Annotated in this window: 27 protein-coding genes and 1 riboswitch; of the genes, 18 read left to right on the plus strand and 9 right to left on the minus strand. The window is 56.7% G+C overall.

Features of this window, described 5'->3' with window-relative positions:
- Positions 1–235: 235 nt before the first annotated feature.
- Positions 236–453, plus strand: a riboswitch (cobalamin riboswitch).
- Positions 454–489: 36 nt separating this feature from the next.
- The 3 genes from AC0L7R_RS16550 to AC0L7R_RS16560 are packed head-to-tail and all read left to right on the plus strand — an operon-like array spanning position 490 to position 1,816.
- Positions 490–672: a CbtB domain-containing protein gene (locus tag AC0L7R_RS16550; protein WP_247128491.1), complete on the plus strand. Its 183-nt coding sequence runs from the start codon at positions 490–492 to the stop codon at positions 670–672.
- A gap of 14 nt (positions 673–686) precedes the next feature.
- Positions 687–1,370 (plus strand): CbtA family protein, encoded by a 684-nt coding sequence (locus AC0L7R_RS16555; RefSeq protein ID WP_473657947.1) that lies wholly within the window; start codon positions 687–689, stop codon positions 1,368–1,370.
- Positions 1,370–1,816, plus strand: a complete 447-nt coding sequence (locus AC0L7R_RS16560) for a hypothetical protein (protein ID WP_473657948.1) — start codon at positions 1,370–1,372, stop codon at positions 1,814–1,816. Before AC0L7R_RS16555 ends, AC0L7R_RS16560 begins: the two co-directional genes overlap by 1 nt.
- Position 1,817: 1 nt before the next feature.
- Here AC0L7R_RS16560 and AC0L7R_RS16565 read toward each other — a convergent pair whose 3' ends face one another.
- Positions 1,818–2,132, minus strand: a complete 315-nt coding sequence (locus AC0L7R_RS16565; protein WP_473657949.1) for a DUF1636 family protein — start codon at positions 2,130–2,132, stop codon at positions 1,818–1,820.
- 41 nt (positions 2,133–2,173) lie between these two features.
- Here AC0L7R_RS16565 and cobW point away from each other — a divergent pair, with 41 nt between their 5' ends.
- Complete coding sequence (gene cobW, locus AC0L7R_RS16570; RefSeq protein ID WP_473657950.1) at positions 2,174–3,250, plus strand: cobalamin biosynthesis protein CobW; 1,077 nt, start codon at positions 2,174–2,176, stop codon at positions 3,248–3,250.
- Complete coding sequence (locus AC0L7R_RS16575; RefSeq protein WP_473657952.1) at positions 3,247–3,699, plus strand: GNAT family N-acetyltransferase; 453 nt, start codon at positions 3,247–3,249, stop codon at positions 3,697–3,699. The genes cobW and AC0L7R_RS16575 overlap by 4 nt, the downstream gene beginning before the upstream one ends.
- A gap of 64 nt (positions 3,700–3,763) precedes the next feature.
- Here the strand turns inward: AC0L7R_RS16575 and AC0L7R_RS16580 are convergent, their stop codons facing one another.
- Complete coding sequence (locus tag AC0L7R_RS16580; protein ID WP_348107267.1) at positions 3,764–3,928, minus strand: hypothetical protein; 165 nt, start codon at positions 3,926–3,928, stop codon at positions 3,764–3,766.
- Positions 3,929–3,975: 47 nt separating this feature from the next.
- Here AC0L7R_RS16580 and cobN point away from each other — a divergent pair, with 47 nt between their 5' ends.
- A complete protein-coding gene (gene cobN / locus AC0L7R_RS16585) occupies positions 3,976–7,692 on the plus strand; it encodes a cobaltochelatase subunit CobN (RefSeq protein WP_473657953.1) in 3,717 nt (1,238 codons plus the stop codon).
- Between the two features lie 3 nt (positions 7,693–7,695).
- Here the strand turns inward: cobN and AC0L7R_RS16590 are convergent, their stop codons facing one another.
- Positions 7,696–8,544: a LysR substrate-binding domain-containing protein gene (locus AC0L7R_RS16590; protein WP_473657954.1), complete on the minus strand. Its 849-nt coding sequence runs from the start codon at positions 8,542–8,544 to the stop codon at positions 7,696–7,698.
- Between the two features lie 255 nt (positions 8,545–8,799).
- Here AC0L7R_RS16590 and AC0L7R_RS16595 point away from each other — a divergent pair, with 255 nt between their 5' ends.
- A complete protein-coding gene (locus AC0L7R_RS16595) occupies positions 8,800–9,087 on the plus strand; it encodes a hypothetical protein (RefSeq protein ID WP_473657955.1) in 288 nt (95 codons plus the stop codon).
- A gap of 333 nt (positions 9,088–9,420) precedes the next feature.
- Complete coding sequence (gene cobO, locus AC0L7R_RS16600; RefSeq protein ID WP_473657957.1) at positions 9,421–10,038, plus strand: cob(I)yrinic acid a,c-diamide adenosyltransferase; 618 nt, start codon at positions 9,421–9,423, stop codon at positions 10,036–10,038.
- A 21-nt stretch (positions 10,039–10,059) separates the two neighbouring features.
- On the opposite strand, the gene AC0L7R_RS16605 is transcribed toward cobO, so the two are convergent.
- Positions 10,060–11,151 (minus strand): histidine kinase dimerization/phosphoacceptor domain -containing protein, encoded by a 1,092-nt coding sequence (locus AC0L7R_RS16605; protein WP_473657958.1) that lies wholly within the window; start codon positions 11,149–11,151, stop codon positions 10,060–10,062.
- A gap of 188 nt (positions 11,152–11,339) precedes the next feature.
- Here AC0L7R_RS16605 and AC0L7R_RS16610 point away from each other — a divergent pair, with 188 nt between their 5' ends.
- The 4 genes from AC0L7R_RS16610 to AC0L7R_RS16625 all read left to right on the plus strand — a co-directional run bounded on the left by AC0L7R_RS16610 (position 11,340) and on the right by AC0L7R_RS16625 (position 13,478).
- Complete coding sequence (locus AC0L7R_RS16610) at positions 11,340–12,047, plus strand: YrbL family protein (protein ID WP_473657960.1); 708 nt, start codon at positions 11,340–11,342, stop codon at positions 12,045–12,047.
- Positions 12,048–12,060: 13 nt separating this feature from the next.
- Positions 12,061–12,405 carry a Lin0512 family protein gene (locus AC0L7R_RS16615; RefSeq protein ID WP_473657961.1) on the plus strand — a complete coding sequence of 115 codons (345 nt, stop codon included), beginning with the start codon at positions 12,061–12,063 and terminating at the stop codon, positions 12,403–12,405.
- Positions 12,402–12,770, plus strand: a complete 369-nt coding sequence (locus AC0L7R_RS16620; RefSeq protein ID WP_473660449.1) for a Lin0512 family protein — start codon at positions 12,402–12,404, stop codon at positions 12,768–12,770. The genes AC0L7R_RS16615 and AC0L7R_RS16620 overlap by 4 nt, the downstream gene beginning before the upstream one ends.
- 177 nt (positions 12,771–12,947) lie before the next feature.
- On the plus strand, positions 12,948–13,478 hold the full coding sequence (locus tag AC0L7R_RS16625; protein WP_473657962.1) for an NAD(P)H-dependent oxidoreductase: 531 nt from the start codon (positions 12,948–12,950) through the stop codon (positions 13,476–13,478).
- Here AC0L7R_RS16625 and AC0L7R_RS16630 read toward each other — a convergent pair.
- Entirely contained in the window at positions 13,475–13,870 is a 396-nt protein-coding gene (locus tag AC0L7R_RS16630; protein ID WP_473657963.1) for a VOC family protein, read from the minus strand. The genes AC0L7R_RS16625 and AC0L7R_RS16630 overlap by 4 nt on opposite strands.
- A 34-nt stretch (positions 13,871–13,904) precedes the next feature.
- On the opposite strand from AC0L7R_RS16630, the gene AC0L7R_RS16635 reads away from it, so the two are divergent.
- Complete coding sequence (locus tag AC0L7R_RS16635) at positions 13,905–14,699, plus strand: HTD2 family dehydratase (RefSeq protein WP_473657964.1); 795 nt, start codon at positions 13,905–13,907, stop codon at positions 14,697–14,699.
- Here the strand turns inward: AC0L7R_RS16635 and AC0L7R_RS16640 are convergent.
- A complete protein-coding gene (locus AC0L7R_RS16640; protein ID WP_473657965.1) occupies positions 14,696–15,736 on the minus strand; it encodes an FAD-dependent oxidoreductase in 1,041 nt (346 codons plus the stop codon). The two genes, AC0L7R_RS16635 and AC0L7R_RS16640, sit on opposite strands and share 4 nt — an antisense overlap.
- Positions 15,737–15,801: 65 nt before the next feature.
- On the opposite strand from AC0L7R_RS16640, the gene mnmC2 reads away from it, so the two are divergent.
- Entirely contained in the window at positions 15,802–16,491 is a 690-nt protein-coding gene (mnmC2, locus tag AC0L7R_RS16645) for a tRNA (5-methylaminomethyl-2-thiouridine)(34)-methyltransferase MnmC2 (RefSeq protein ID WP_473657966.1), read from the plus strand.
- Positions 16,491–17,363, plus strand: coding sequence for an EamA family transporter (locus AC0L7R_RS16650; protein ID WP_473657967.1), 873 nt, complete (start codon positions 16,491–16,493; stop codon positions 17,361–17,363). Before mnmC2 ends, AC0L7R_RS16650 begins: the two co-directional genes overlap by 1 nt.
- Here AC0L7R_RS16650 and AC0L7R_RS16655 read toward each other — a convergent pair.
- Positions 17,360–19,438, minus strand: a complete 2,079-nt coding sequence (locus AC0L7R_RS16655; protein ID WP_473657968.1) for a transglycosylase SLT domain-containing protein — start codon at positions 19,436–19,438, stop codon at positions 17,360–17,362. The two genes, AC0L7R_RS16650 and AC0L7R_RS16655, sit on opposite strands and share 4 nt — an antisense overlap.
- 148 nt (positions 19,439–19,586) lie before the next feature.
- Here AC0L7R_RS16655 and dapA point away from each other — a divergent pair, with 148 nt between their 5' ends.
- From dapA to AC0L7R_RS16670, 3 genes are all read left to right on the plus strand, one after another.
- On the plus strand, positions 19,587–20,459 hold the full coding sequence (dapA, locus tag AC0L7R_RS16660) for a 4-hydroxy-tetrahydrodipicolinate synthase (protein ID WP_473657969.1): 873 nt from the start codon (positions 19,587–19,589) through the stop codon (positions 20,457–20,459).
- Positions 20,460–20,877: 418 nt separating this feature from the next.
- The gene (locus AC0L7R_RS16665; RefSeq protein ID WP_473657970.1) at positions 20,878–21,213 is read left to right on the plus strand and encodes a hypothetical protein; all 336 of its coding nucleotides are present in this window, start codon (positions 20,878–20,880) and stop codon (positions 21,211–21,213) included.
- Positions 21,214–21,307: 94 nt separating this feature from the next.
- Positions 21,308–21,643: a hypothetical protein gene (locus tag AC0L7R_RS16670; protein ID WP_473657970.1), complete on the plus strand. Its 336-nt coding sequence runs from the start codon at positions 21,308–21,310 to the stop codon at positions 21,641–21,643.
- A 94-nt stretch (positions 21,644–21,737) separates the two neighbouring features.
- Here the strand turns inward: AC0L7R_RS16670 and AC0L7R_RS16675 are convergent, their stop codons facing one another.
- On the minus strand, positions 21,738–22,928 hold the full coding sequence (locus tag AC0L7R_RS16675) for a DNA glycosylase AlkZ-like family protein (RefSeq protein WP_473657971.1): 1,191 nt from the start codon (positions 22,926–22,928) through the stop codon (positions 21,738–21,740).
- Entirely contained in the window at positions 22,925–23,368 is a 444-nt protein-coding gene (locus AC0L7R_RS16680; RefSeq protein WP_473657973.1) for an ion channel, read from the minus strand. The genes AC0L7R_RS16675 and AC0L7R_RS16680 overlap by 4 nt, the downstream gene beginning before the upstream one ends.

Genomic DNA, 23,368 nt, shown 5'->3' on the forward strand with positions numbered 1-23,368 from the left:
TAACGGTCCGAAACCATCGCCCGCGACAGCGGACAAAGTCAACAAATCCACCCCGCATATGGCCAAATCCAGCCACTTATCCACAAGATATTGCGCAAATCGACCTTTCGCCTGTTCAAGACGCCGCCCGCCGGAGACATCCGATTTTTCTGGATAAATCGTGCCCCAGCCACTGCTGACGCCGCATCACAGACAAATCGCGTCGGTTTCATCCTTGACCCGCCGCCCCGCACAGCGCACAAAACACAGGCATGGTTCCCCGCACGGTGCAAAGCATCAGGGGATCAAACGGGAATGTGGACAGGGCCGATCCCAATTCGGAGGCCCAAAACCACAGCCGCCCCCGCGACTGTATGCGGAGAGTGCTTTGTTAAGACGCCACTGGGAAACCGGGAAGGCAACAAAGCGCATCGACCCGCAAGCCAGGAGACCGGCCTTGCATGACGACAACCCATCCCCGTCGGGTGTGACGGGCAAAGGAGAAAAGACATGAAGACCGAAGCACGCGCAATCGCCGCTCCACAAACTAAATCCGTATCCTCGACATTGTCGTTGTTTGCCGCCGCATTTATCGGCCTTGGCATCATCGCTGTCGCTGGCCACGTACAGGCATCCACATTGCATGACGCTGCACACGACGTGCGTCACGCAACTGGCTTTCCCTGCCACTAAACACACCACACATCATGTTTAGCAAAGTTGTCGTCAGCGCATTGATCGCTGGCTTTGGGGCAGGTCTGTTCGCAGCCGTGCTCCAATTCGCATTCGTGCAGCCTATTCTGCTACACGCTGAATTGTTTGAAACCGGTGCGTTGACCCATTTCGGTTCTGATCCGTCCGCCGCGCATGTCGCACACGAGGGCGGTATCGACATTATGCGCGATGGTCTCAGCATCATGTTCTCTGCACTGATCTACGTGGGCTACGCGCTTATGCTGCTGGCCTTGATGGTCTTCGCTGAAGAACGCGGTCAACCCATCACAGCACGCACAGGACTGATCTGGGGCATCGCGGGCTGGATCACCGTACAAATGGCACCCGCCTTTGGTCTTGCGCCTGAATTGCCCGGCATGAACGCCGCTGATGTCGAAGCGAGGCAAATCTGGTGGTTCGCCACGGTTGCGGCAACGGGCCTTGGCCTGTGGTTCATCGCGTTTGGGCGCAATTGGGCGATGTGGGGCGTTGCCATCATCCTGCTCGCTGCACCGCATATCATCGGCGCACCAATGCCCGACACGCTGACCGGACCGGCCCCACCTGAACTGGGCGCAGAATTCGCAGCTCGGGCCATAGGCACGGGCCTTGCCGTCTGGGCGGTGCTTGGCCTGCTGTTAGGCGCTGTCTGGTCCAAAAACCTAGGAGAAGCGTGATGCGTCTGCTCCTCCTCTTTATCATCGGTCTCACCTTCGGCTTTGGCGGCGGCTTCCTTGTAGCTGGCGGCATGGGCCCGTCATCACACGACCACGCTGGTCACGGCGATATGGGCCACGACATGTCCGGCCTACTGGAATGGGAAGGCACAGCACCCGACCTGTCCATCATGCTGATGCCCGACATGGGCGACGCGGCTAACCTGCATATCATGGCGGACGGTTTCACCTTCACGCCAGAAACGGTCAACACGGACCCGACCCAAGGCACGGGCCACGCCCACATCTACATCGACGGGGTGAAACTGGCGCGCACCTACAGCAACTGGTTCCACATCGATCATATCGAGACCGGTCAAGTGATCCGCGTCACGCTCAACGCCGACAATCACGCGGAATGGGGCAAAAACGGGCAACCACTGGCCGTCGAGATCACAGCCCCATGACCTACAGTGCTGGCACCCGCGTCTTGAGACAAAACCGGAGCCGTCCGGCAGGCCGGGCGTCAGCCACCCATCCATCCGACGTGTCGTCATACAACCGCGCAAACGCCACCGCATCGTCCGCATCCGCGTCGGTCAGTCCGGCAAACACATACGTGGCCTTCCCATCCGCTTGGACGGCCATCGACACAGGCTCTGCACAGGCCGACAGGCATTCGTGCATCACAACTTCCCAACCTGTCGCCCGTCCACGCAACGCATCTGCTAGCGCCACACCGGGTCCGTCACAGGTTTTACAAATCACAAGTCGCTTGGTCATAATGACCCCATACCAAGCCACCCAGACATTGGACATACATCATGGCAGCTAAAATTCCCGCCACCGTCGTCACTGGCTTCCTTGGCGCCGGTAAAACCACGCTCATCCGGCACATGCTGCAAAACGCAGAAGGCAAACGGATCGCATTGATCATCAACGAATTCGGTGATCTCGGCGTTGATGGTGACATTCTCAAAGGGTGCGGTGATGAGGTTTGCACCGAAGACGATATCGTTGAACTGTCCAACGGCTGCATCTGCTGCACCGTGGCCGACGACTTCATCCCAACGATGGAACAGCTTCTGGCGCGTGACCCAAAACCCGACCACATCGTGATCGAAACCTCCGGCCTCGCCCTGCCGCAACCACTTGTCCGCGCTTTCAACTGGCCGGGCATTTCCACCAAAGTCACCGTCGATGGCGTCGTTACCGTGGTTGACGGGCGTGCTGTCACCGACGGCCAATTCGCGCACAACATCGCGGCAGTGGACGCACAACGGGCGCAAGACGAAAACCTCGACCACGAAACACCGCTGTCTGAATTGTTCGAAGACCAAATCGCCTGCGCCGACATGATCGTCGTGAACAAGGCAGACCTGCTATCCGACGACGAGGTCACAACGCTCACCACCAAACTCAAAACCGACAGCCGCGCTGGCGTACAGGTGGTTAAGGCCGCCATGGGCGCCCTACCCGTCGACGTGCTGCTTGGCCAAGGCATCGGATCAGAGGCTGACCTCGAAGCTCGCCACGAAATCCATCACCATCATCACCACCATGATGATGACCACCACGACGACGATCATCACCATGATCACGAACATGAACACGGCCACGACGAATTCGAATCCTTCATCGTCACACGCGGCGAAATCGCTGATGCGGCAGCCTTCGCAACCCAAGTCAGCGACACAATCCGCGCGTACAACATCCTGCGTCTCAAAGGCTTCGTCGCGGTCACAGGCAAACCCATGCGGCAAACGCTGCAGGCGGTTGGCCCGCGCGTAGACACCTACTTCGACCAACCCTTCGGCGACGCACCACGCGAAACCCGTCTGGTTGTCATCGGCGAAGCAGGACTTGACCAAGCAGCCATCACAAAGGCCCTGACAGCATGATCATAGTGGCGGAAACAGACCCGCGTGAACCGGCAACCACAGCGCTACTCAAAGCAAGCCATGCGTTGATGGAATCCCTGTTTCCGCCCGAAGATAACTTCTACCTCGACGTGAACGACCTCGTGTCACCGGATATCAAATTCTACACGGCACGCGAAAATGGCACCGTTCTGGGAACAGGCGCAATCGCGCTCAAACCAGACTACGCCGAAGTCAAATCCATGTTCGTGTCCGAAGACGCACGCGGCAAAGGCGTGGCAGGCGCAATCCTGCGCCAACTCGAAGACACAGCGCGGGACGCGGGTGCAACAATGATGAAACTGGAAACCGGCGACGTCTTACACGCGGCCCACAAACTCTACGAATCCCACGGATTCAAACGCTGCGACGCATTCCCGCCCTACAATGCAGCAGGTTCTTCCATCTTCATGGAAAAACCCCTGACATGACGTGCCCCGGCGGCTCTTCTTTTGGTCAAAAATACCTCGGGGGTTTGGGGGCTGGCCCCCATTCTCACTTTGCTTTCTTCGCTTCAGCCGCGGCTTTCATCCGCGCCAGCAATTCCGCTTTCGTTTCCCGCGCACCAAACGGCTTTTTGCCGGACCCGTGTGCGTTGTGTTCACTATGACGCGGTTGGTTTTTTCCCTTCTTAGGGGCACCCGCAGCTTTATAATCCATGATCCAAACCTCTCATTTGAGGCGCACCTAACACGAGGTTCAACCAGATGCACCTGCTAGCCGCCACCCCCGGTGCAATCGACGACGGGCAAGAACCGGTCGACCTCGGGCAAACCCCTGCGGACGTCATCGTGATCTCTGCGGCGGACACAGAACTGGCCGCCTTGTCTGAGGCGCGTGCCGAAATGGACAGCCCACCGTCCCTGCGGCTCGCCAATATGATGCACCTCCAGCATCCGATGTCGGTCGACCTGCACCTCGACAATTGCGCAACCAAATCGCGGCTCGTGATCGCGCGTGTTCTGGGCGGTGCGGGTTATTGGAAATACGGCCTTGTGCAATACGCCGCGCGCCTGCGCGAGGCGGGTATCACCTTCGTGGCCCTACCCGGTGACGACAAGCCCGACCAAGAACTGCGTGATCTCAGCACATGCACAAACGACGACTACGACGCGCTCTGGTCCTATTTGGTCGAAGGCGGGCCGCAGAACAGCACGAACTTCCTCAGCTATGCGCAGGCCATCATTGATGGCGGGACCAAACCGCAGGCCGCGTCGCCACTCTTACGGGCAGGCGTTTACTGGCCTGGAACTGGCATTTCGTCGGTCGCGGCGGTGCACGCATTGTGCACGCCTTGTGCACGCGTTGTGCCAATCATTTTTTACCGCGCATTGGTGCAGGGCGGCGGGCTTAATCCGATCAATCGTCTGGTGAAATCCCTGCTGCGTGCGGGGCTTCAACCGATGCCAATCTTCGTGGCGTCATTGAAGGATCCACTGTCCGTGGCAACGCTCGACCAGATCTTTCAAGACGCGCCACCTTCGGTGATCCTGAACTGCACAGCCTTCGCCGTTGGGTCGCCGCACGATGGCGACGACAGCCCGCAAAACCCTTTAATTATGGCCTCTGCAAACAATGCACCGGTGTTCCAGGTCATCCTGTCCAGCGCTTCCGAAGACGCATGGACAGACAGCCCCCAAGGCCTGTCCGCACGCGACATCGCGATGAACGTAGCTCTGCCCGAAGTCGACGGGCGCGTGCTGTCCCGCGCGGTCAGCTTCAAGGGCGAAGCCTTCTTCGACGAAGCCACCGAATGCCCGATTGCCACCTACCAAGCCCGCGGCGACAGAATTGATTTCGTCACACAGCTTACCGCAAACTGGGCGCAGCTACGGGAAACGCCCGCGCAGGACAAAAAGACCGCCTTCATTCTTGCCAATTATCCGAACAAAGACGGACGGTTAGCAAATGGCGTGGGCCTCGATACACCCGCCGCGACAATCCACGCGCTCACGCTTTTGAAAGACGCAGGGTACAAAGTCGACGCCCCAAGTGACGCCAAATCTCTGATGGATCAGATCATGGCAGGGCCGACAAACTGGCTCACAGATCGGGCAGATACCGACGGCGGATCGTACCTGCCGCTTGATGTCTATGAAAAGCACTTCAACGCGCTCCCATGGGACATCAAACAACAGATCACAGACAGATGGGGGGCGCCCGATACCGATCCCTTCATCAGCGGAAAGACGGATGCGCAATCTGCGGGTTTCAAGCTCAGCATCCATAACTTCGGAAATGCCGTCGTGGCCCTGCAACCGGCGCGGGGCTACAACATCGACCCGACCGAAACCTACCATTCTCCGGACCTCGTACCGCCGCACAACTACCTCGCCTTCTACTTCTACCTGCGGCACCACTGGGGCGCTGACGCCCTTATTCACATGGGCAAACACGGCAACCTCGAATGGCTGCCGGGCAAAGCGGTGGCGCTTTCGGAAACCTGCTGGCCTGAAGCCGTCTTTGGCCCAACGCCCCATATCTACCCCTTCATCGTCAACGATCCGGGCGAAGGAACCCAAGCCAAACGACGGACATCAGCGGTCATCATTGACCACCTGACGCCACCGCTAACGCGGGCGGAAAGCTATGGACCACTGCGCGATCTCGAAGCGCTGGTCGACGAATACTATGAGGCTGCAGGCGTTGACCCACGTCGCATCGACCACCTGCGCCGCGAAATCCTATCGCTTTCAGATGTCAGCGGATTGTCCAAAGATGCAGCCTTCACCGGCGACCAAGACGGCGATCTGGCAAAGCTTGACGCCTACCTATGTGAATTGAAAGAAGCGCAAATTCGGGACGGGCTGCATATCTTCGGACAATCGCCGACTGCTGATCTTGCGCGTGACCTGACAATCGCCTTAGCACGCGTGCCGCGCGGTGAAGGGAAAGATGGAAATGCTTCGCTACTTCGGGCGATCGCGTCAGACCTCGACCTAACAATTGATCCGCTTGATTGCGATCTGGCGGCACCCGCACTTGAAAAACCTGAACTGCTTGAGCGGCTTACAACTGACACATGGCGGACAAACGGGGATACGGTCGAACGCCTTGAAATTCTGTCTCAGCACCTCCTGCGGGACGGGGGGTGGGGTGATGTGGGCGTAATCCCGCGAGCGTCACAACCCGTCCTCGACGAAATTGCCGCGAACATAACGCCCAAAGTCACGCAATGCGGCCCGGCAGAGTCGGCGGCGCTCCTCACCGCCCTTGCAGGGCACTTCGTCACACCGGGCCCGTCCGGCGCACCCACCCGCGGGCGGCTTGATACGCTTCCTACAGGGCGCAATTTCTACAGCGTCGATAGCCGGGCCGTGCCCACACCGACGGCTTGGGCGCTCGGGTGGAAATCGGCAAACCTACTCATTGAAAAACATCTGCAAGACCACGGCGACTGGCCGCGCACCATGCTTCTGACCGCTTGGGGCACCGCCAACATGCGCACAGGCGGCGACGACATCGCCCAAGCCCTTGCGCTCATGGGCGTCAAACCGAAATGGGACAGCGCCAACCGTCGCGTCACAGGCTTCGAAATCCTTCCGCAAGGCGTGCTTGGCCGCCCACGCGTCGACGTGACCCTGCGGATTTCTGGTTTCTTCCGCGATGCGTTCCCGCAACTGATCGCGCTCGTCGATTCCGCCGCCAAAGCCGTCCAAGAGCTTGATGAGCCGGCTGATCTCAACCCCGCCGCCGCACGCGCCCAAAAGGGCGAAGACACCGCCCGTGTCTTCGGATCAAAACCGGGCGCATATGGTGCGGGCCTGCAAGCCATGATCGACGAACGCCTTTGGGCCGACAAATCAGACCTTGGCGAGGCCTACCTGACTTGGGGGTCATACGCCTATGGCGCTGGCAATGATGGCGCAGAAAAGCGGGCTGCATTTGAACAACGCCTGACCCAGACCGAAGCCGTCGTGCAAAACCAAGACAACCGCGAACACGATATCCTCGATAGTGACGATTATTACCAATTCGAAGGCGGGGCCGCTGCTGCCATCAGCACGTTGCAAGGCCAGGATCGTCCGATCTACCACAACGACCATTCCCGCCCCGAACGTCCTGTCATTCGTACGCTCGAAGATGAAATCGGTCGCGTTGTGCGGTCCCGAGTAGTGAATCCTAAATGGATCAACGGGGTCATGCGGCACGGCTACAAAGGCGCTTTTGAGATGGCCGCGACCGTGGATTATCTATTCGCCTTCGCGGCAACGACTGGTGCCGTTCGCAATCACCATTTCGATCTAGTCGAGAACGCATTTTTGGAGGACGACACCGTCCGAGATTTCATCAACAAGCATAACGCGCCCGCATTGATTGAAATTGCACAAAGGTTGCAAGAAGCGATTGATCGCGATCTTTGGCAGCCGCGATCCAATTCGGCCGCGGCACGCATTCAAGAAATCATCGCCGCGGTTCCGTAACCGCTACGCCATGTTGTGTTGCTGTAGCTGCATCTCGAGCACAGCGTTCTTGATCCATGTGCGGACTGCTGCCAGCCGCTGGCTCAACCGACGGGTTTCGTGGATGACGCTCCAGACTTCGCGGTGAACCGGTGATGTATCCGGCATGGTTTCCAATTGGCCGCCTTCGCGCATGATCACCGATGGTCCCACTGTGGCGTGGCCCGTTGCTATCGCGGCTTCACGGGCTGCGGCATATGACGACACGCGCAAGATCGGAGGCTTTCCGAAGTGCCCAACGCCGCGACGCATGTCCGGCGTCCAATCTAGATCCTCTTGAAGACCAATCCATTCTTTTGGCTTTGTTCCGCGTAACTGGACCAAATCAAAAGAAATGTCCGCAATTTTGCTGGTAATGAGATGGCCTTCTGTCGGCCGACCAAAACGCAATGCGATGTCTGCTTCGCCATACGCCAAAGACAACCGTCGATCCGCGGCGACCAGCGACAATTTCGTATCGGGAAAGCAATTCATTCCGCTTTCAATTTTCGGCGACAGATAATGGGTCAACAAGAATTCAAGCGACGTAATGACAATTGTCTCGCACTCTGTAGAACCACCTTCACCAAGTTGAAATTGATCCAAACCCTTTTTGAAATTCTTTGCTAAAGTCGTCAGTTCTTCGCCTTGCGTCGTGAGAACCCATTTCCCACCCTTCTGCATCTTAAACAGGTCTGTCTCGAAATGGGTCGCGATCCTCTTAATATGTCTCGAAACCGTCGTAGGGTCTGTTCTCAATAGTATAGCGGCCTGCTTCATTGTTCCGCCTTCTTTCAAAGCCAATACATATTGCAGGTCGTTCCAATCCATCATTTCGGTTGATCCCCATCATGGTAATTCCAAAACTAACCATTTGACGTATGGGGCATGCCTAACGATCAGAGAACAGGTGCAAGAGACTAAGAAGCGCCCCAACAGCGCATTTAACCTGACCGTAAGTATAGTGCGCCTATGCGCATTACCCACAAATATCCGGCTGCAGAATTGCAGACGTACTGCTGCAAATGTTCTCGTCGCCATGAGGATTGTTGTTACGTAAGGTAACGATACGAAAGAGTAGGATACAAAATGACTTACAGAACGCCAAAGCAACGCAACCCGCGCTACCTGTCTATACCGACACTTATGGCGTCGCTTGTGTGTGCACATCTCGTGCAGATGGCTTGCGAGCCATTAGAACTGAATGCAATCGCCTGCATCATCGCCTACTTGTTTGGCCTTGCGCTTCCCATCGTCTTGAAGCGCGCCTTGATGCCTGACGACGAATACGCTGACCGTGGTTCGCTAGACCCAAACGACGTCCACAGGCTACCAACCAGCCGTTTTATTACGACCCCCAATGAACGTGCCCCATAACCACAGTGACCGCTCACAGAGTACGTAACCCACTGAATGCGCTACTCCGCACAGTGAACCTACAGGGACTTCGGTCCCTGTTTTTTTGTTTGGGATTGGAAAGGAGAGAAGGCTTAAACGCCAGCTGCCAATACCGCTACGCCCAGATAACTCGCAAAAAGAACCATAGAAAATAAACGCATCTGTCTGCCTCGGCTTGTCTTATCTCGTTTTTTGCCTTGATATCGCCTTATTCACAGAACCGTGAGGGGAAAAATCACAAGGTGACGCCATGTCTTGTGATTGTGGTCAACACGTAACACACTGGGTAGACCACCCACAAAGGATGCCCCGATGACCGACACCCCCCAGCCCGACGACCGCCACGCAATGAAAATGGCCAAGAAGAAGGCCGCGCGCGATAAAATCATGGCGACAAAGACCGACAAAAAGGGTCTCGTGATCGTCCACACCGGCAAAGGTAAGGGTAAATCGTCTGCTGCTTTCGGGATGATTTTCCGGTGCATTGCGCATGATATGAAGTGTGGCGTGGTTCAGTTCATCAAAGGCGGTATGTCAACGGGCGAACGCGATCTGATCCTGTCGAAATTCAGCGACGAATGTGCGTTCCACACAATGGGCGAAGGGTTCACGTGGGAAACGCAGGATAAGAGCCGTGACACCGAAATGGCACAAGCGGCATGGGCCAAGGCGAAAGAACTGATTTTGGACGAGACCAACCAAATGGTCCTGCTGGATGAGATCAACATCGCGATCCGCTACGATTATGTGGATATCAACGAAGTCGTAGAATTCCTTGCCACCCAAAAGCCAGACATGACCCACGTTGTGCTAACAGGCCGCAACGCCCACGCCGACCTGATCGAAATCGCGGACTTGGTGACCGAAATGGAACTGGTCAAGCACCCGTTCCGGTCAGGGATCAAAGCGCAAATCGGGGTGGAATACTAACCCCTTCCTGCGCGAAAAACCTTAGATCGCGAACACGACGCTTAGCATTGTGCCGTCGTTTTGCGTTTCATAGTCAAGGTGCCCGTTCAATTGCACTGCAGCAGCAGACATCAGGCGTGCGCCCATTCCGCTGCGCCCGTCTGCCTCTGCATCGTGGCCGCCGTCTTTGCCCACACCGTTATCACGACAGGTCAGCCGCCCTTCGGCCTGATCTGTCGTAAGCGCGATTTCCACGACACCCGCCCGCCCGTTAGGAAAGGCATGTTTGATGGAATTGGCGACAAATTCACTGACGATCATCCCCAACGCAGACGCCTTGCGCGCATCAAGTGCCACATCAACCGCATCAACTGTCATCTCGACATTATCAGGTGCAACATCGGCAAGCAGTCGCACCACCCGATCAAGATACGGCTTGGTATCAACCGAATTGTGCCCTTTGCTGCCCATTAATTCACTGTGCAGCGTCCCTACCGCGGAAATCCGGCGTTCAACCGTATCCAGCACGCCTTGCGCATCGATGTCGTCGATACTGCGGGCCGCGACGCGCAAAACCGATGCAATCGTCTGCAAGGAATTCTTCACGCGGTGATCCATCTCGGCCTTCAGCGCTTCTTCCAACGCGAGCCGTTTGCGCAGTTCAAGCTGCACCATCACTTGGCGCGACAATGTCTTCAGTGATTGCTTCTGAAACTCGGTCAATTGCCGCGGTTTGTGATCCAGCACACAAAGCGTCCCGATGGGCATGCCGTTGGGGGCCACCAAATTCGCCCCTGCGTAGAACTGCACGCCGACCTCACCGGTATGAAGCGGGTTATCCGCTGTGCGCTGGTCCTTGGACATGTCTGACACTTCCAAGAAGTCATCTTCCAAGATCGCATGCGAGCAAACAGATTGGTCCAATGTCGTTTCAGTCGGATCAAACCCGACCTGCGCCTTGAACCACTGGCGGTCATCATCAACCAAACTGATCAGCGACACGGGTACGTCACAAATAGCCGATGCCAAGGCAACAATATCGTTGAAATCGGCCTCATTCGCGGAATCGAGAACGTCGTACGACGCCAAAGTTGCAAGACGTTGATCCTGTTGGGGATGTTTTTCAGCTAACAACGGAGCGGTCCTTCATAATATGAGGCGTGATCCCTGATAATGGTAAATGCTTTTGACGTTTGCAATGTACCATTCGCAGGCTTTCCCTTTACCTTTGGTCAAGCTGATCACTCAACAGTCACTTGCCCAAAAAAGCGACAGGCTTTACCGATGCCGTGAGGCCGTACAACTTGTGCAAAGGGAACGTCATGTCCAAGCAACCTGTCGCCCCCGTTGTTGATGGGCCCATGCAGCAGACCTTTCAACCGCTTTTGAAGCTCAGCCACCTTACCCCTGTTGCCGAAGGATCGCAGCGGATCATCTATGTGCACCCGACCGATCCGACCAGACTGATCAAAGTGCTAAAACCACTCGCAGACACCAAGCGCCGCGCGAAGCTTGCCACGTTTACGGAACGCCATTTTCCAAGCATCCGGACCCGTTGGACCCGCAAGGAATACGGCGAATACCTGCGGATGATGCTCCGCATCGGCCCCACCGATATTCCGCCCATTACGCATATGTACGGGTTTGTGCAGACGGATGTGGGGTTGGGATGCATTTCAGAAAACGTCACCGACGGTGGTCTCGGTCAGACCCTGCACACGACCAAGGACAATCTGAGTGCCACCGACCTTGCCTTGTTCAATGACACCATCGCACGTCTGTACCGTTTTGGTATTCGGGCCGGTGATATGACCGCCCGCAATTTTGTGTTTGGCCATCGCGAATACGCAGGCCAACAGGGGCCGCGAGAGTGTGTTCTTGTAGATGGGTTCGGCGATATTCACGCGGTCCCGGTCAGATCCATCAATGATTGGTGCAACGCGCTGGGTCTTGACGATAGCTGCAAACGTCTTGCTGCGAAAACCGGCTTGCGGTGGGACGGCAAACAACGTCAATTTAGTCTGAACTAGACAGGAGCCCCCGATGCCAAAACACCGCGTCCTCACCGAATTTGGCATGGGCACGTCGCTCCGCCGTCAGGATTATACCCAAGCGGCCAAACGGGCGCTGCAAGACGCGCTATGGCATAATTCCATCAACATGGCCGAACTCTTTGGGTTCCCGAAAGAAGCCATGATCATTGACGTAGAAATTGCTGTGCAAAATCCGGAACAAGTCGATACCGATGCGTTGCTCGATATCTTTCCTTACGGACAACCCAGTGTAACGGTACACCATGGCGGGCTTGATGTGCCGCGCCCTGACGGCAACCCAACAGTCATCGCCAACGCCGCGATCAATGTATCGTTTATGATGGAGCGGACATAATGGACCAGCGTGTGATCATCGAAATGGGTATGGGCAACGACCTGCACGGCATGGATTATCAAAAGGCGGCCAAACGCGCGATTGAAGATGCGTTTCGCCATTCGACCCTACCCTTGTTTCAAAGCATAGACCTGCCGACCGACGCGATGCGGGTTCAGGTCACGGTTGGCGTGCAGGAACCAGACAAACTGGACACCACCGCACTCGCAAAAATGTTGCCGCGTGGACGCGCTACGGTCACGGCAATCAAAGGCGGGCAGAACGTGGCGAACGCGGAAACCGGTGACACGGCAGTAATCGCAACAGCGGCAGTCGAGGCGTTTTTGCCCAGTCAAAAAGACCACTGGCGGCAAAGCGACGCCTGACTGCGACTTTTGGCCCCCAATATCCTTTGCGAAGCACAGACGCAGGGCCGGATGGCCCTGCAAACAATCGTGTGCGCATTTGCGCTCAATCAGGTCGCGTCACTGCACAGCCTTTTCAGTTGGAAAACCCGGCAGTCGGATTAAGTCCTTTAGCAACAGATTACGAAGGATGAACACATGACAACGCTTCTTGGCATATCAGGCGCTTTACGCGCAAAATCCACTAACACCATGCTCGTGCGCCACGCAGCACAGGTATTCGGCGCAGATGCGTTTATCGAAGCTGACCTGCGGGTTCCGCTGTACGATGGTGATCTCGAAGAAAATGAAGGCATCCCTGCTGCCGTCCAGACACTGTCCGATCAGATTGCACAGGCAGACGCGGTGATCATTGCGTCACCCGAGTACAACAAAAATATCCCCGGCGTTTTGAAGAATGCGTTTGACTGGGTCAGCCGGACAGAAGGCGCGCCATGGGCAGACAAACCCGTCGCCATTATGTCAGCAACGGCCGGTCGGTCTGGCGGTGAACGGACACAAACACACCTTGTTTCAGTCCTTGCGCCATTCCGGCCAAAACTGATCCTTGGGCCAGAGGTTCTTGTTGGCGCGAACTACGAGCAATTCGACGAAGGCGGTTTGCTGAAAAACGAAGTGAACCTCAAAGCGCTCAACGATTTGATGGATCGGTTGAAAGCTGAAATTTAAGCGCGGTTTGATACCTCGATCAAGTTTCCGTCGGGGTCACTAATATACAAAGAAACGATTGGCCCCGTGGCGCCTGTGCGTGCGATGGGGCCTTCAAGAACCTTGATCTCACGTTTATCGAAATGGGCGTGCCACATCGAAAGCTGGGTTTCGCTGAGAAAGCACAAGTCCGCACTGCCCGCCGTTGGTATCTTGGCATGGGGCGCGAATGGCGAAACCGCTGGGTGCAGGTTGATCTTCTGATCCCCGAACGTCAGCGCCCAGCGCGTTGACCCATCGGCAGGTTGGAATGCTTCCACTGTCATCCCCAAAATCCGCGTGTAGAATGCGATGCTGCGATCAACGTCCGCGACGGTCAAAACCAGATGATCAAGCGACGTGACTGCGGGCATTTGCACCCTCCTTCCATTCGGGATAGGCCACATCATGCAGTCGAAAACCCATCAAACGCAATCCATCACCGACACGCTTGATCCGGCGCGGGCCGCCGCCTTGGAAGCTACGCTTGGACAAACACCGTCGATCCAAAGCGGTGATGCCTTGCCGCCGTTTGCCCATCATATTTACTTTTGGGATGCGCAGACTCCTGACGCGCTTGGCCCCGATGGCCACCCTGCGACGGGCGGGTTTATCCCCGACCTAGGATTGCCGCGCCGCATGTGGGCCGCGGGTCGGATTGTGCAGCATCAACCGTTGAAGGCGGGCATCAAGGCCGAAAAAGTCAGAACCGTGGAAGCCGTGACGCGCAAAGACGGGCGTTCAGGCCCATTGGCATTTGTCCGCGTTCGCCACGACATCAAACAGCGTCACGCCTTGGCCGTAACGGAATGGCAAGAACTGGTGTATCGCCCACAAGACGCGCAGCCAGCCGACCCGACACCTGCGCCGAAGGTTGCGGCGCATTCCGAACCGCTGGTATTCACGTCGACCCAGTTGTTTCGCTATTCCGCGCTGACATTCAACGGCCACCGCATTCATTATGATGCTGACTATGCCCGCGATGTCGAAGGTTACGCTGGTCTTGTTGTGCACGGCCCGTTGTTGGCGCATCTTATGATGCAACTAGCCGTCAAACTGTACGGCGGTTTCACCGATTTCAGCTATCGCGGATCGTCCCCATTGATCTTGGGTGAAACAGCCACGCTTTGCGCCAATGACGGTCAGTTTTGGGTGCGTGGTGGCGATGGTCGGTTGTGCACAAGCGGTCAAATCACCGCCTAAAGGTTCTGATCCGCCTGAAACGCATCAGGAATGCGGTCGACGCCGTCCAGGATCAGATCGGCCATGACCTGCCCGACCAGTGGCGCCATACCAAAACCGATCTTGAACCCACCATTGGCTACAAAAGCACCGTCCTCAAACGGATGATGCCCCAACATCGGCGCACGACTGCGACTACGCGGGCGGACCCCAGCCCAGCGTTCAATCACCGGTGCGCCCGATAGCACCGGAAACGCAGCAATGGCGCGCGCGTGGATGTCATCCAGTTGCGCATCCACGGCAGTTGGATCATCAAATTCACGTTCAGACGTGGACCCGACCGCGACCGTGCCATCGGCATGCGGCACGATATGCAAGGCGTCGGCAAACAATTGCGGTGCGCCGATTGCTGCGTGTTTCAACAACAGCGCTTGGCCTTTCACGCCGTTACCGATCTGGCGGGTATGACGGTTTGTCATGTCGACCAACCCTTGCCAGCCTGTGGCCCAAACGACCTTGCCTTCAGCCTTTCCGCTGGTTTCGATCCGCCCGCCAAGTTTTGTGATTGCTGTGGCCAACGCTTTGGTCGCCCGTCGCGGACGGATCAAACCGGACAACGTATCACGCACGACAAAACCGGACGGCGACGGTGGGATCCATGCCCCGAGTGTATCCGCAGGAACCACGTCCCAGATCGCCCGACCTTCCCACAGTTCTGCCGCCGTGACGGCCCGCTTACGTGCCAGATCGACGGCGGCATCATCCGCCAATGGCTGCAAACGCCCTGAGCGTGCATAACCGACATCCTGTCCGGTCAATGTCTGCACTTCGGTCCAGAACTTTTCAGCCATCATCAAGCTTTCGAATTGAAACGCTTTCTTACTGTTCCAGTTTTCCGGCACATGTGGGGCCAATGCGCCAACCAGACCACCGCTGGCCCCAGCTGCGACACCGTTGGGATCAATGATCTGCACCGCTGCACCGCGCACCGCGCAGGCATATCCGACCGAAAGGCCAAACACCCCTGCCCCCATGATCGTCACATCTGCGATTGCCATCGTCGTCTTATCCCCGCAAAGATGCCTTAACCCCAAGACACATGCGACACGTAAGGCAAAACCCCATGCGCGACCAGACAACTGACCTATCTTGGCGCAAAACCAAACTGGGGGACGTGCCTGTTTCGACCCAGTTTGATGACCCGTATTATTCGCTGGATAACGGCTTGGCGGAAACGCGGCATGTGTTTTTGGATGGCAACGATCTGCCTGCGCGGTTTGGTGGGCATATTCACATTGCAGAGTTGGGATTTGGGACAGGGCTGAATTTCCTGACGACTGTTCAGGCGTGGATCGACGCGGGCCGCAAGGGCACGTTCCACTTCACAAGTTTCGAAGGATTTCCGCTAGCTGCGGACGCAGCCCGCACCGCCCATGCAGCATTCCCTGAATTAGGTGATCTCGCGCCGCAACTGCTTTCGATTTGGGATGACGCGATGGAAGGCCCTGCGATTTACGCGCCGGGCGTAACGCTAGAAGTCATCACTGGCGATGTCCGCGAAACCCTGCCCGCGTGGGACGCGCAGGCGGATGCGTGGTTTCTTGACGGATTTTCGCCCGCAAAAAACCCCGAGATGTGGGGGGCAGACGTCATGCAATCCGTCGCCGATCACACCGCCCCGCAAGGTACCATCGCCACATATACTGCGGCAGGCCATGTCAGGCGGGCGCTGGAAGAGGCTGGCTTGACCGTCACGCGCACACCGGGCTTCGGCCGCAAACGTCATATGACCCGTGCTGTGAAAGGCATCTGATGCAGTCCAACAATACGCGCCTTGGCATTCTGTATATGATCGGGACGACATTCGTCTTTGCCGTGCAAGACGGCATTTCGCGCCATTTGGCGGGCGAATACAACGTCCTGATGATTGTGATGATCCGCTATTGGTTCTTTGCCGCCTTCGTCATCGCCATTGCCCGCCGCCAAGCCGGATCGATCAAGGCAGCTGCGGCGACCATGCAGCCAGCTTTGCAGATATTTCGTGGCCTTTTGCTGGGCGTCGAGATTTGCGTGATGGTAACAGGGTTTGTCCTGCTTGGACTTGTCGAAAGCCACGCGATTTTTGCAAGTTATCCGCTGATCGTTGCAGCCCTGTCCGGTCCGATCTTGGGTGAAGCTGTCGGGTGGCGCAGGTGGGCCGCGATTGGGGTAGGCTTCTTCGGCGTTTTGATCATTCTACAACCGGGTATTACCGTCTTTGCGCCTGCCGCGATTGTTCCGCTGATCGCCGCTTTGATGTTTGCGCTTTATTCGCTGCTGACCCGTTATGCTGCACGGAAAGACACTGCTGCTACCAGCTTCTTTTGGACAGGCACGGTTGGGGCGGTTTTGCTGACCGCCATTGGTATTTCATCGTGGGAACCGATGACCGCCCCTGATTGGGCGTGGATGTTGGCGCTTTGCATCACTGGCGCGCTTGGGCATTTCCTGCTGATCAAATGCTATGAAGTGGCAGAGGCCAGTGCCGTGCAGCCTTTCGCCTACCTGCAATTGGTCTTTGCCAGCACGATTGGGATCATTGTTTTTAGCGAAGTGTTAGAGCTTCACGTGGCAGTGGGCGCGGGTCTTGTCATCGCGTCGGGGCTGTTTACCGTTTGGCGGGCAAGGCAAGCTGCCAAGACCTAGTTGCCCGGACGCGATATTGGTCTGATCCCCGGTACGCCATTTGGTGTTGGAATGGGGGCGGGCGTTGCGATGGCTGGTGCGTCAGACGTTGAAACGCTGAGCGGTTCTTCAACGGGTTGCGGCACCGGTCGGGTTTGCGGACGCACCAATGGCTTGTCCCCCACCAACAAAGCCGTAAACGCGATGGGGCCTGTCTGTCCGGTCAGACGCGCACGATAGACAGGGATCGATTCAGTGACCCGCATGACGTAATTGCGCGTTTCGCGGAACGGGATGTGTTCGATCCAATCCACCACATCCGCTTCACCGATCCGCGGATCGCCGCGCTGGTCCATCCATGACCACGGCCTGCTGGGGCCTGCGTTGTAGCCGGCTGCGATCTGGACAGGTGAAAAGCCGAACTGGTCTTGCAGCACGGACAAATACTTTGATCCAAGCTGGGCGTTGTAGGTCCAATCGGACGTTAATCGCGCCTTGGAATAGGGAAGATCCAAGAACCCTGCGACTTCTTGTGCCGTCGCCGGCATCAATTGCATCAGGCCCAGCGCCCCAACGGGGCTGCCTGCACCTGCGTTGAATTCGCTTTCACGCCGCGCAATCGCCAAGGACAATGCGGGTTCAACCGGTAGGTCCATGTCAGCGACACCGTGCATCGGGAAATAGGCGGATGGCACAATGATCCCGCGCGCCGCGGCCGCTTTGCCAAGCAAGACGGCGTAGTACGACTGGTCAATTTCTTCCATCAGAGCCGCCAATCGGCCCGTGTCATCCCCGTCCAACTGTCGGCCGAGTTGCGCGAAGAACTGCGTGGCCAGCCCTCGTTCGCCCGCCTCAAGCAATGCAAGGGCGGCAATCACGAGTTCATTCTCTAAAACATCAGCGCCTTGCCAATCCCGCGCATCCGCCCGCCCCGTCAGAGCAGGATCAAGCGCCATGCCCAATTGTTCGCCTGCGAGCAATCCGTAGAAGCTGGTTTGGTGATCCGACGCTTCGGCATAAGCCAGCGCCGCCGCATTTGCATCACCCAGCGCCTGATAGGCACGCCCGCGCCAGTATCCCGCACGTCCGAGCGAGATCGGCGTATCGACGGCAGCTGCCATTGCGTCAAAATGAGACAAAGCCAAGGTCGCATCATCGAAATAGCGCAGTGCAATGTAGCCCGACAGCCATTCCAGATCGGCGTAAGAACTGCCTTCGGTCAGGAAATGGTTGGACGCGAGATCATAGGCGCTTTGAATACGGCCTTCGCGCATTTCCCAACGCGCCAGAACACGGCGCCAACTGGACCACCGGAATGGTTTGCCTAACGCATCTGCCGACGTTGATCGACCCTTAAGGATCGCGATCGCCTCTGTCCGTTCGCCATCGCTGGCAAGCCAATTGTAACGGTCATAGGCCAATCCGGCGCTTGTCCGCAACGCGGCAGGCACGGCGGCGATGGCGTCATTGATCCCGCGTTCGCGAATGTAGGCGATCCGCGCCGCGACAAGTGCGGCCTGATCATCATCCAACAAAGGCATCATGCGCGCCGCTTCATCGGTCAGCCAGCGCCACAACAGATTGTCGGCACGTTCGACGTGATGGGGTGCGACCACGTCGGCGAAACCATCGAGAATGGCGGTTTGATCCTCAGCCAATAATCGCAGGTTCAGCCACGCCGCGATGATCACGTCTTCTGCCGCGTCAGGATTACCCTGCACGATCAACGCTTCGGCAAGGCGCACTGCCCCTATTCCCGTTTCCGGCGTCCGGTCACCGAACCACGCGATGATGTCTGCGGCATCGCCACCTTTTTCAATCGCGCGTTCCGCTCTTGTATATAGTCGCGTTTGTCCGGGCCAATCCGGATGATTGTCTAGGAATGTGCGGTAATCAGCGAACGATCCGTTACCGTCACGCAATTGCATCCACGTCAGGACATCCCGCGATACTGCATTGTCGACGCTTTCAAGGGCGGCTTGATAGTCACCACCATCTGCCAATTGGATGGCAGCCACCAAGGCCGCGTCGCTGTCTTGTGCGACAGTCGCCGTTGCGCCGAAAGCGATAGCAAGAGCAGATAGGATCAAACGCATGAACAAAGGCCTTTGGAGAGGTGTATCATCAAAGTAAGTGTCTTAGGCTAATACACAATGCTGAACTTGTTCATCGGCGGAAAGCTGTCTAGGTTCCGCGCGACTTCAAATGGGGCGAATCTGCCCCTCGCACATAAGGAAATGCGTCATGATCACAGGGTCTCTTCCCGCGCTCGTCACGCCGTTTACGAACGGCCAGGTGGATCGTGATGCGCTCAAAAAGCTGGTCGATTGGCATATTGATCAGGGCAGCAACGGTTTGGTCCCTGTTGGTACCACAGGCGAAAGCCCGACACTGACCCACGCGGAACACGATGATGTTGTGCGGATCGTGGTCGAAGCGGCAGACGGCCGCATTCCGGTTATCGCTGGTGCAGGGTCAAACAACACGATTGAAACGGTTCGCCTTGTGAAAGCTGCGAAAGAAGCAGGGGCTGCGGCAGCGCTGGTTGTCAGCCCATACTATAACAAGCCGACCCAAGCGGGTCTGATCGCACATTTCACGGCTGCGGCTGACTGCGGTTTGCCGATTGTGCTATACAACATCCCCGGTCGGTCGGTTGTGGACATCACACCAGCGACGATGGGTGAGCTTGCCAAGCACGACATGATCATCGGCGTTAAAGACGCGACCGGCGATTTGGCACGTGTCCCGCGCACGCGCATGACATGCGGCACAGACTTCGTCCAATTATCTGGCGAAGACGCAACTGCGCTCGGCTTCAATGCGCATGGCGGTGTGGGCTGTATTTCGGTCACGGCGAACGTCGCACCCGCACTTTGCGCCGAATTCCAGAACGCGACGCTGGTTGGCGACTATCCAAAGGCGTTAGAATTGCTGGATCGGTTGATGCCACTGCACGAAGCCATCTTCACAGAGCCCGGTTTGGTCGGCGCAAAGTATGGCATGTCCCTTTTAGGCCTGTGCAGCGACGAAGTGCGCCTGCCTTTGGTTGGTCTGACGGACGAAACCAAAGCAAAGGTCAAAGCTGCGATGCAATTCGCCGGTCTGATCGACTAGATTCGCCTTCAATTGCTCACGGCCACGCGAGCCGTTGAAGCAATCGCGCAACAAACAATCACGCGCCAGCGACTACATTGAAACAACCCCGCTTCACATTCTGGAGCGGGGTTTTTTTTCGTGATCATTGCTGTTTGGAATTGAAATAATTCTACCCGCAAAAAGCGCGAAAATGGCCTGTTCTGTGCGGCTTGGAAACGGCCGTTGTGCAGGGTTGCACGGAACTCGCCAAATGGTCGCCAAAAACAAAATCAAGGGGACCAGAGCATCAAATACGTTCTCTTTTTCGTGACAGGGTGTCCCCTTCCCGAACCCCGTTTTTGATCCCATCTTCAACTCATCGAAACGCGGCAAGCTACTGTCGCTTCAAACAAATAACCGACCACCTCCCGGTCACACACATTAAAGGAACACGATCATGACTAACCTGAAAACAATCGTACTCGCAGCAGCTACAATCGCAGCAACCGCAACTACAGCATCTGCTTACAACTCTTTCCCATTCGGTGAGACATTCGCAGAGACAGACCAACTGCAGCTGGACTTTGTACAAGCTGACGGCGCTGGCACAGTCGAAATCTATGACTTCTCAAACGGCGTACGTGGCGCATTGCTCGGCACGGAAGAAATCCGTGGCGGCGTGAACACAAACGTCAAAGTTGACCTTGGTCTCGGTGCAAACCAAGACATCCTCGCAGTCCTGAACGTCGGTGGCACAGAAGTGCTGTCAAAAGACTACGACGTTATCCGCTAAATCAAAAAATTTGGTCGGCCGAGTGTTCTACGGCTGACCTCCCCTCCCCCCAATTTGGCCACCTCCCGGTCACACCCATCAAAGGAATATGAAAATGACAAACTTGAAAACAATCGTACTCGCAGCAGCTACAATCGCAGCAACCGCAACTACAGCATCTGCTTACAACTCTTTCCCATTCGGTGAGACATTCGCAGAGACAGACCAACTGCAGCTGGACTTTGTACAAGCTGACGGCGCTGGCACAGTCGAAATCTATGACTTCTCAAACGGCGTACGTGGCGCATTGCTCGGCACGGAAGAAATCCGTGGCGGCGTGAACACAAACGTCAAAGTTGACCTTGGTCTCGGTGCAAACCAAGACATCCTCGCAGTCCTGAACGTCGGTGGCACAGAAGTGCTGTCAAAAGACTACGACGTTATCCGCTAAGGCAGCGTTCCGTACCAGTCTTCGTCCCCAGATTGGTACAGATCACCCGTCTGCAAAACACCGTCCGCTTCCCCAGCGGGCGGTGTTTTTGTTTTTACCGCCGAAGCCAGTCATCGGCGTATGCCATGTCGACACAGCCACCAAATCGCGCCGCGCGTCCGATTTCCGACTGAAGCCGCTTGATCCGACCAGCCCCCATACGCACCGATGGTTCCGGCCAGAACGCGGTCACGACAAGCGTCGTCCCTTGGCGTTTCATGTCGATCCGACCGATCAGCTGATCACCTTCCATGACTGGAAAGACGTAATACCCGTATTGGCGCTTTGGCGCGGGCACGAAGATTTCGATGCGGTAGTGGAAGCCGAACAATCGCTCTGCCCGTTTCCGGTCACGCAAAGCAGGATCAAACGGCGACATGATCCGCACACGTTGGGACAGGTCGGGAAGGGTTAGGTCATGTACATCGGGCCGCGCGAAACTGCGACGAAGTTTGCCGTCGACACCCGCGACATCCACCTCGATCACACGGCCGTCTGCCAACGCAGCCTTACACCACGCCCGCGCCTCAGCTGGTGTCACCAGTGCAAAGAACGCTGCAATTTCTCCGGATGTGGCAAATCCAAGCTTATCCAAAGCAAATCCACAGGCCCAATCGACCGTATCTTGTTCCGTCAAGCGGGCATTTAAATGCTCGGGCGGAATAACCCGCTCCGTCAGGTCGTAAATCTTTGTGAAATTCTCACGGCGTACCACCGATACCTGCCCTGACCGCCACAGGTATTCCAATGCAGTCTTTGAGGGATGCCAATCCCACCAGCCACCTTTGCCGCGTTCCTCGTCCGTCCCAACGTCGCCCGATGTACAGCAGCCAGTTCCGTCGATGTGGCGCAAAACTTCGTCGATCTTCTTGGTAAAGTCGTCGCGCCGCCATTCTTTCCAGCGACTTTCCAGCCAAGCCGCGTCGCGGACGAATTTGAGCCGCCAGTGCACGAAATGATCCATTGAAATCGCAGACGCATCGTGGGTCCAATGTTCGAACACACCGCGATCCTTGGTGAGCAGATTTGACAGATGCGTCGGTCGATATTGTTGCCTGCGCGTCCACATGATCAGGTCGTGGGCCCGTGCGAATGTGTTCACGGAATCGAGCTGGACAAACCCCAGATCGTTCACGACCTCTTGCAAATCCGCCCCTTTGCCGACTCCAACGGGGGCTGTGACCAGCCCGTGCTTCGCTAAAAAGATATGGCGGGCCTTTGCATTTGGAATAACGGCTACGGTCACAGCTTCTTCTCCCGCTCGTTGCGCTGCTGCACACGGGCGAAACGCATCCCTTCGATCAAGACAGCTGTCAGCAGTCCAAAATTCAACAGCCCGTTAGCCGCGGCCATGCCCCCAAGAATCCGCCATTCCGTCGGCAAGAGGATGTCACCAAAACCCAACGTCGTGAACGCAACCAGAGCGAAATAGACGGACGGTTCCAATGTCTCGAAAATACCAAGACCCAAAAATGTCAGGGCCCAAAGCCAAACGCCGACAGTAATCTGCCCGAGTATCCAAGTCGATACGGCAGCCAACACCATAAACATCTTTAGTCGGTGTGGCGGACGGCCTAACCATTCTCTGGCACGTCCCAACAAGGTTTCCATAATCCAATACCCAAGACTGGCGACACCGATGGACACCAGCAAAAGCAAGCTGCCGATGAAGATTTGTAGGAACAT

This window comes from Yoonia sp. D2-7, assembly GCF_055809435.1.

Excerpts from the sequence above, each read along its gene's own strand:
- AC0L7R_RS16550 (WP_247128491.1), top strand. The coding sequence starts at position 490 with ATGAAGACCGAAGCACGCGCAATCGCCGCTCCACAAACTAAATCCGTA.
- AC0L7R_RS16555 (WP_473657947.1), top strand. The coding sequence starts at position 687 with ATGTTTAGCAAAGTTGTCGTCAGCGCATTGATCGCTGGCTTTGGGGCA.
- AC0L7R_RS16560 (WP_473657948.1), top strand. The coding sequence starts at position 1,370 with ATGCGTCTGCTCCTCCTCTTTATCATCGGTCTCACCTTCGGCTTTGGC.
- AC0L7R_RS16565 (WP_473657949.1), bottom strand. The coding sequence starts at position 2,132 with ATGACCAAGCGACTTGTGATTTGTAAAACCTGTGACGGACCCGGTGTG.
- cobW (WP_473657950.1), top strand. The coding sequence starts at position 2,174 with ATGGCAGCTAAAATTCCCGCCACCGTCGTCACTGGCTTCCTTGGCGCC.
- AC0L7R_RS16575 (WP_473657952.1), top strand. The coding sequence starts at position 3,247 with ATGATCATAGTGGCGGAAACAGACCCGCGTGAACCGGCAACCACAGCG.
- AC0L7R_RS16580 (WP_348107267.1), bottom strand. The coding sequence starts at position 3,928 with ATGGATTATAAAGCTGCGGGTGCCCCTAAGAAGGGAAAAAACCAACCG.
- cobN (WP_473657953.1), top strand. The coding sequence starts at position 3,976 with ATGCACCTGCTAGCCGCCACCCCCGGTGCAATCGACGACGGGCAAGAA.
- AC0L7R_RS16590 (WP_473657954.1), bottom strand. The coding sequence starts at position 8,544 with ATGATGGATTGGAACGACCTGCAATATGTATTGGCTTTGAAAGAAGGC.
- AC0L7R_RS16595 (WP_473657955.1), top strand. The coding sequence starts at position 8,800 with ATGACTTACAGAACGCCAAAGCAACGCAACCCGCGCTACCTGTCTATA.
- cobO (WP_473657957.1), top strand. The coding sequence starts at position 9,421 with ATGACCGACACCCCCCAGCCCGACGACCGCCACGCAATGAAAATGGCC.
- AC0L7R_RS16610 (WP_473657960.1), top strand. The coding sequence starts at position 11,340 with ATGTCCAAGCAACCTGTCGCCCCCGTTGTTGATGGGCCCATGCAGCAG.
- AC0L7R_RS16615 (WP_473657961.1), top strand. The coding sequence starts at position 12,061 with ATGCCAAAACACCGCGTCCTCACCGAATTTGGCATGGGCACGTCGCTC.
- AC0L7R_RS16625 (WP_473657962.1), top strand. The coding sequence starts at position 12,948 with ATGACAACGCTTCTTGGCATATCAGGCGCTTTACGCGCAAAATCCACT.
- AC0L7R_RS16630 (WP_473657963.1), bottom strand. The coding sequence starts at position 13,870 with ATGCCCGCAGTCACGTCGCTTGATCATCTGGTTTTGACCGTCGCGGAC.
- AC0L7R_RS16635 (WP_473657964.1), top strand. The coding sequence starts at position 13,905 with ATGCAGTCGAAAACCCATCAAACGCAATCCATCACCGACACGCTTGAT.
- AC0L7R_RS16640 (WP_473657965.1), bottom strand. The coding sequence starts at position 15,736 with ATGGCAATCGCAGATGTGACGATCATGGGGGCAGGGGTGTTTGGCCTT.
- mnmC2 (WP_473657966.1), top strand. The coding sequence starts at position 15,802 with ATGCGCGACCAGACAACTGACCTATCTTGGCGCAAAACCAAACTGGGG.
- AC0L7R_RS16650 (WP_473657967.1), top strand. The coding sequence starts at position 16,491 with ATGCAGTCCAACAATACGCGCCTTGGCATTCTGTATATGATCGGGACG.
- AC0L7R_RS16655 (WP_473657968.1), bottom strand. The coding sequence starts at position 19,438 with ATGCGTTTGATCCTATCTGCTCTTGCTATCGCTTTCGGCGCAACGGCG.
- dapA (WP_473657969.1), top strand. The coding sequence starts at position 19,587 with ATGATCACAGGGTCTCTTCCCGCGCTCGTCACGCCGTTTACGAACGGC.
- AC0L7R_RS16665 (WP_473657970.1), top strand. The coding sequence starts at position 20,878 with ATGACTAACCTGAAAACAATCGTACTCGCAGCAGCTACAATCGCAGCA.
- AC0L7R_RS16670 (WP_473657970.1), top strand. The coding sequence starts at position 21,308 with ATGACAAACTTGAAAACAATCGTACTCGCAGCAGCTACAATCGCAGCA.
- AC0L7R_RS16680 (WP_473657973.1), bottom strand. The coding sequence starts at position 23,368 with ATGTTCCTACAAATCTTCATCGGCAGCTTGCTTTTGCTGGTGTCCATC.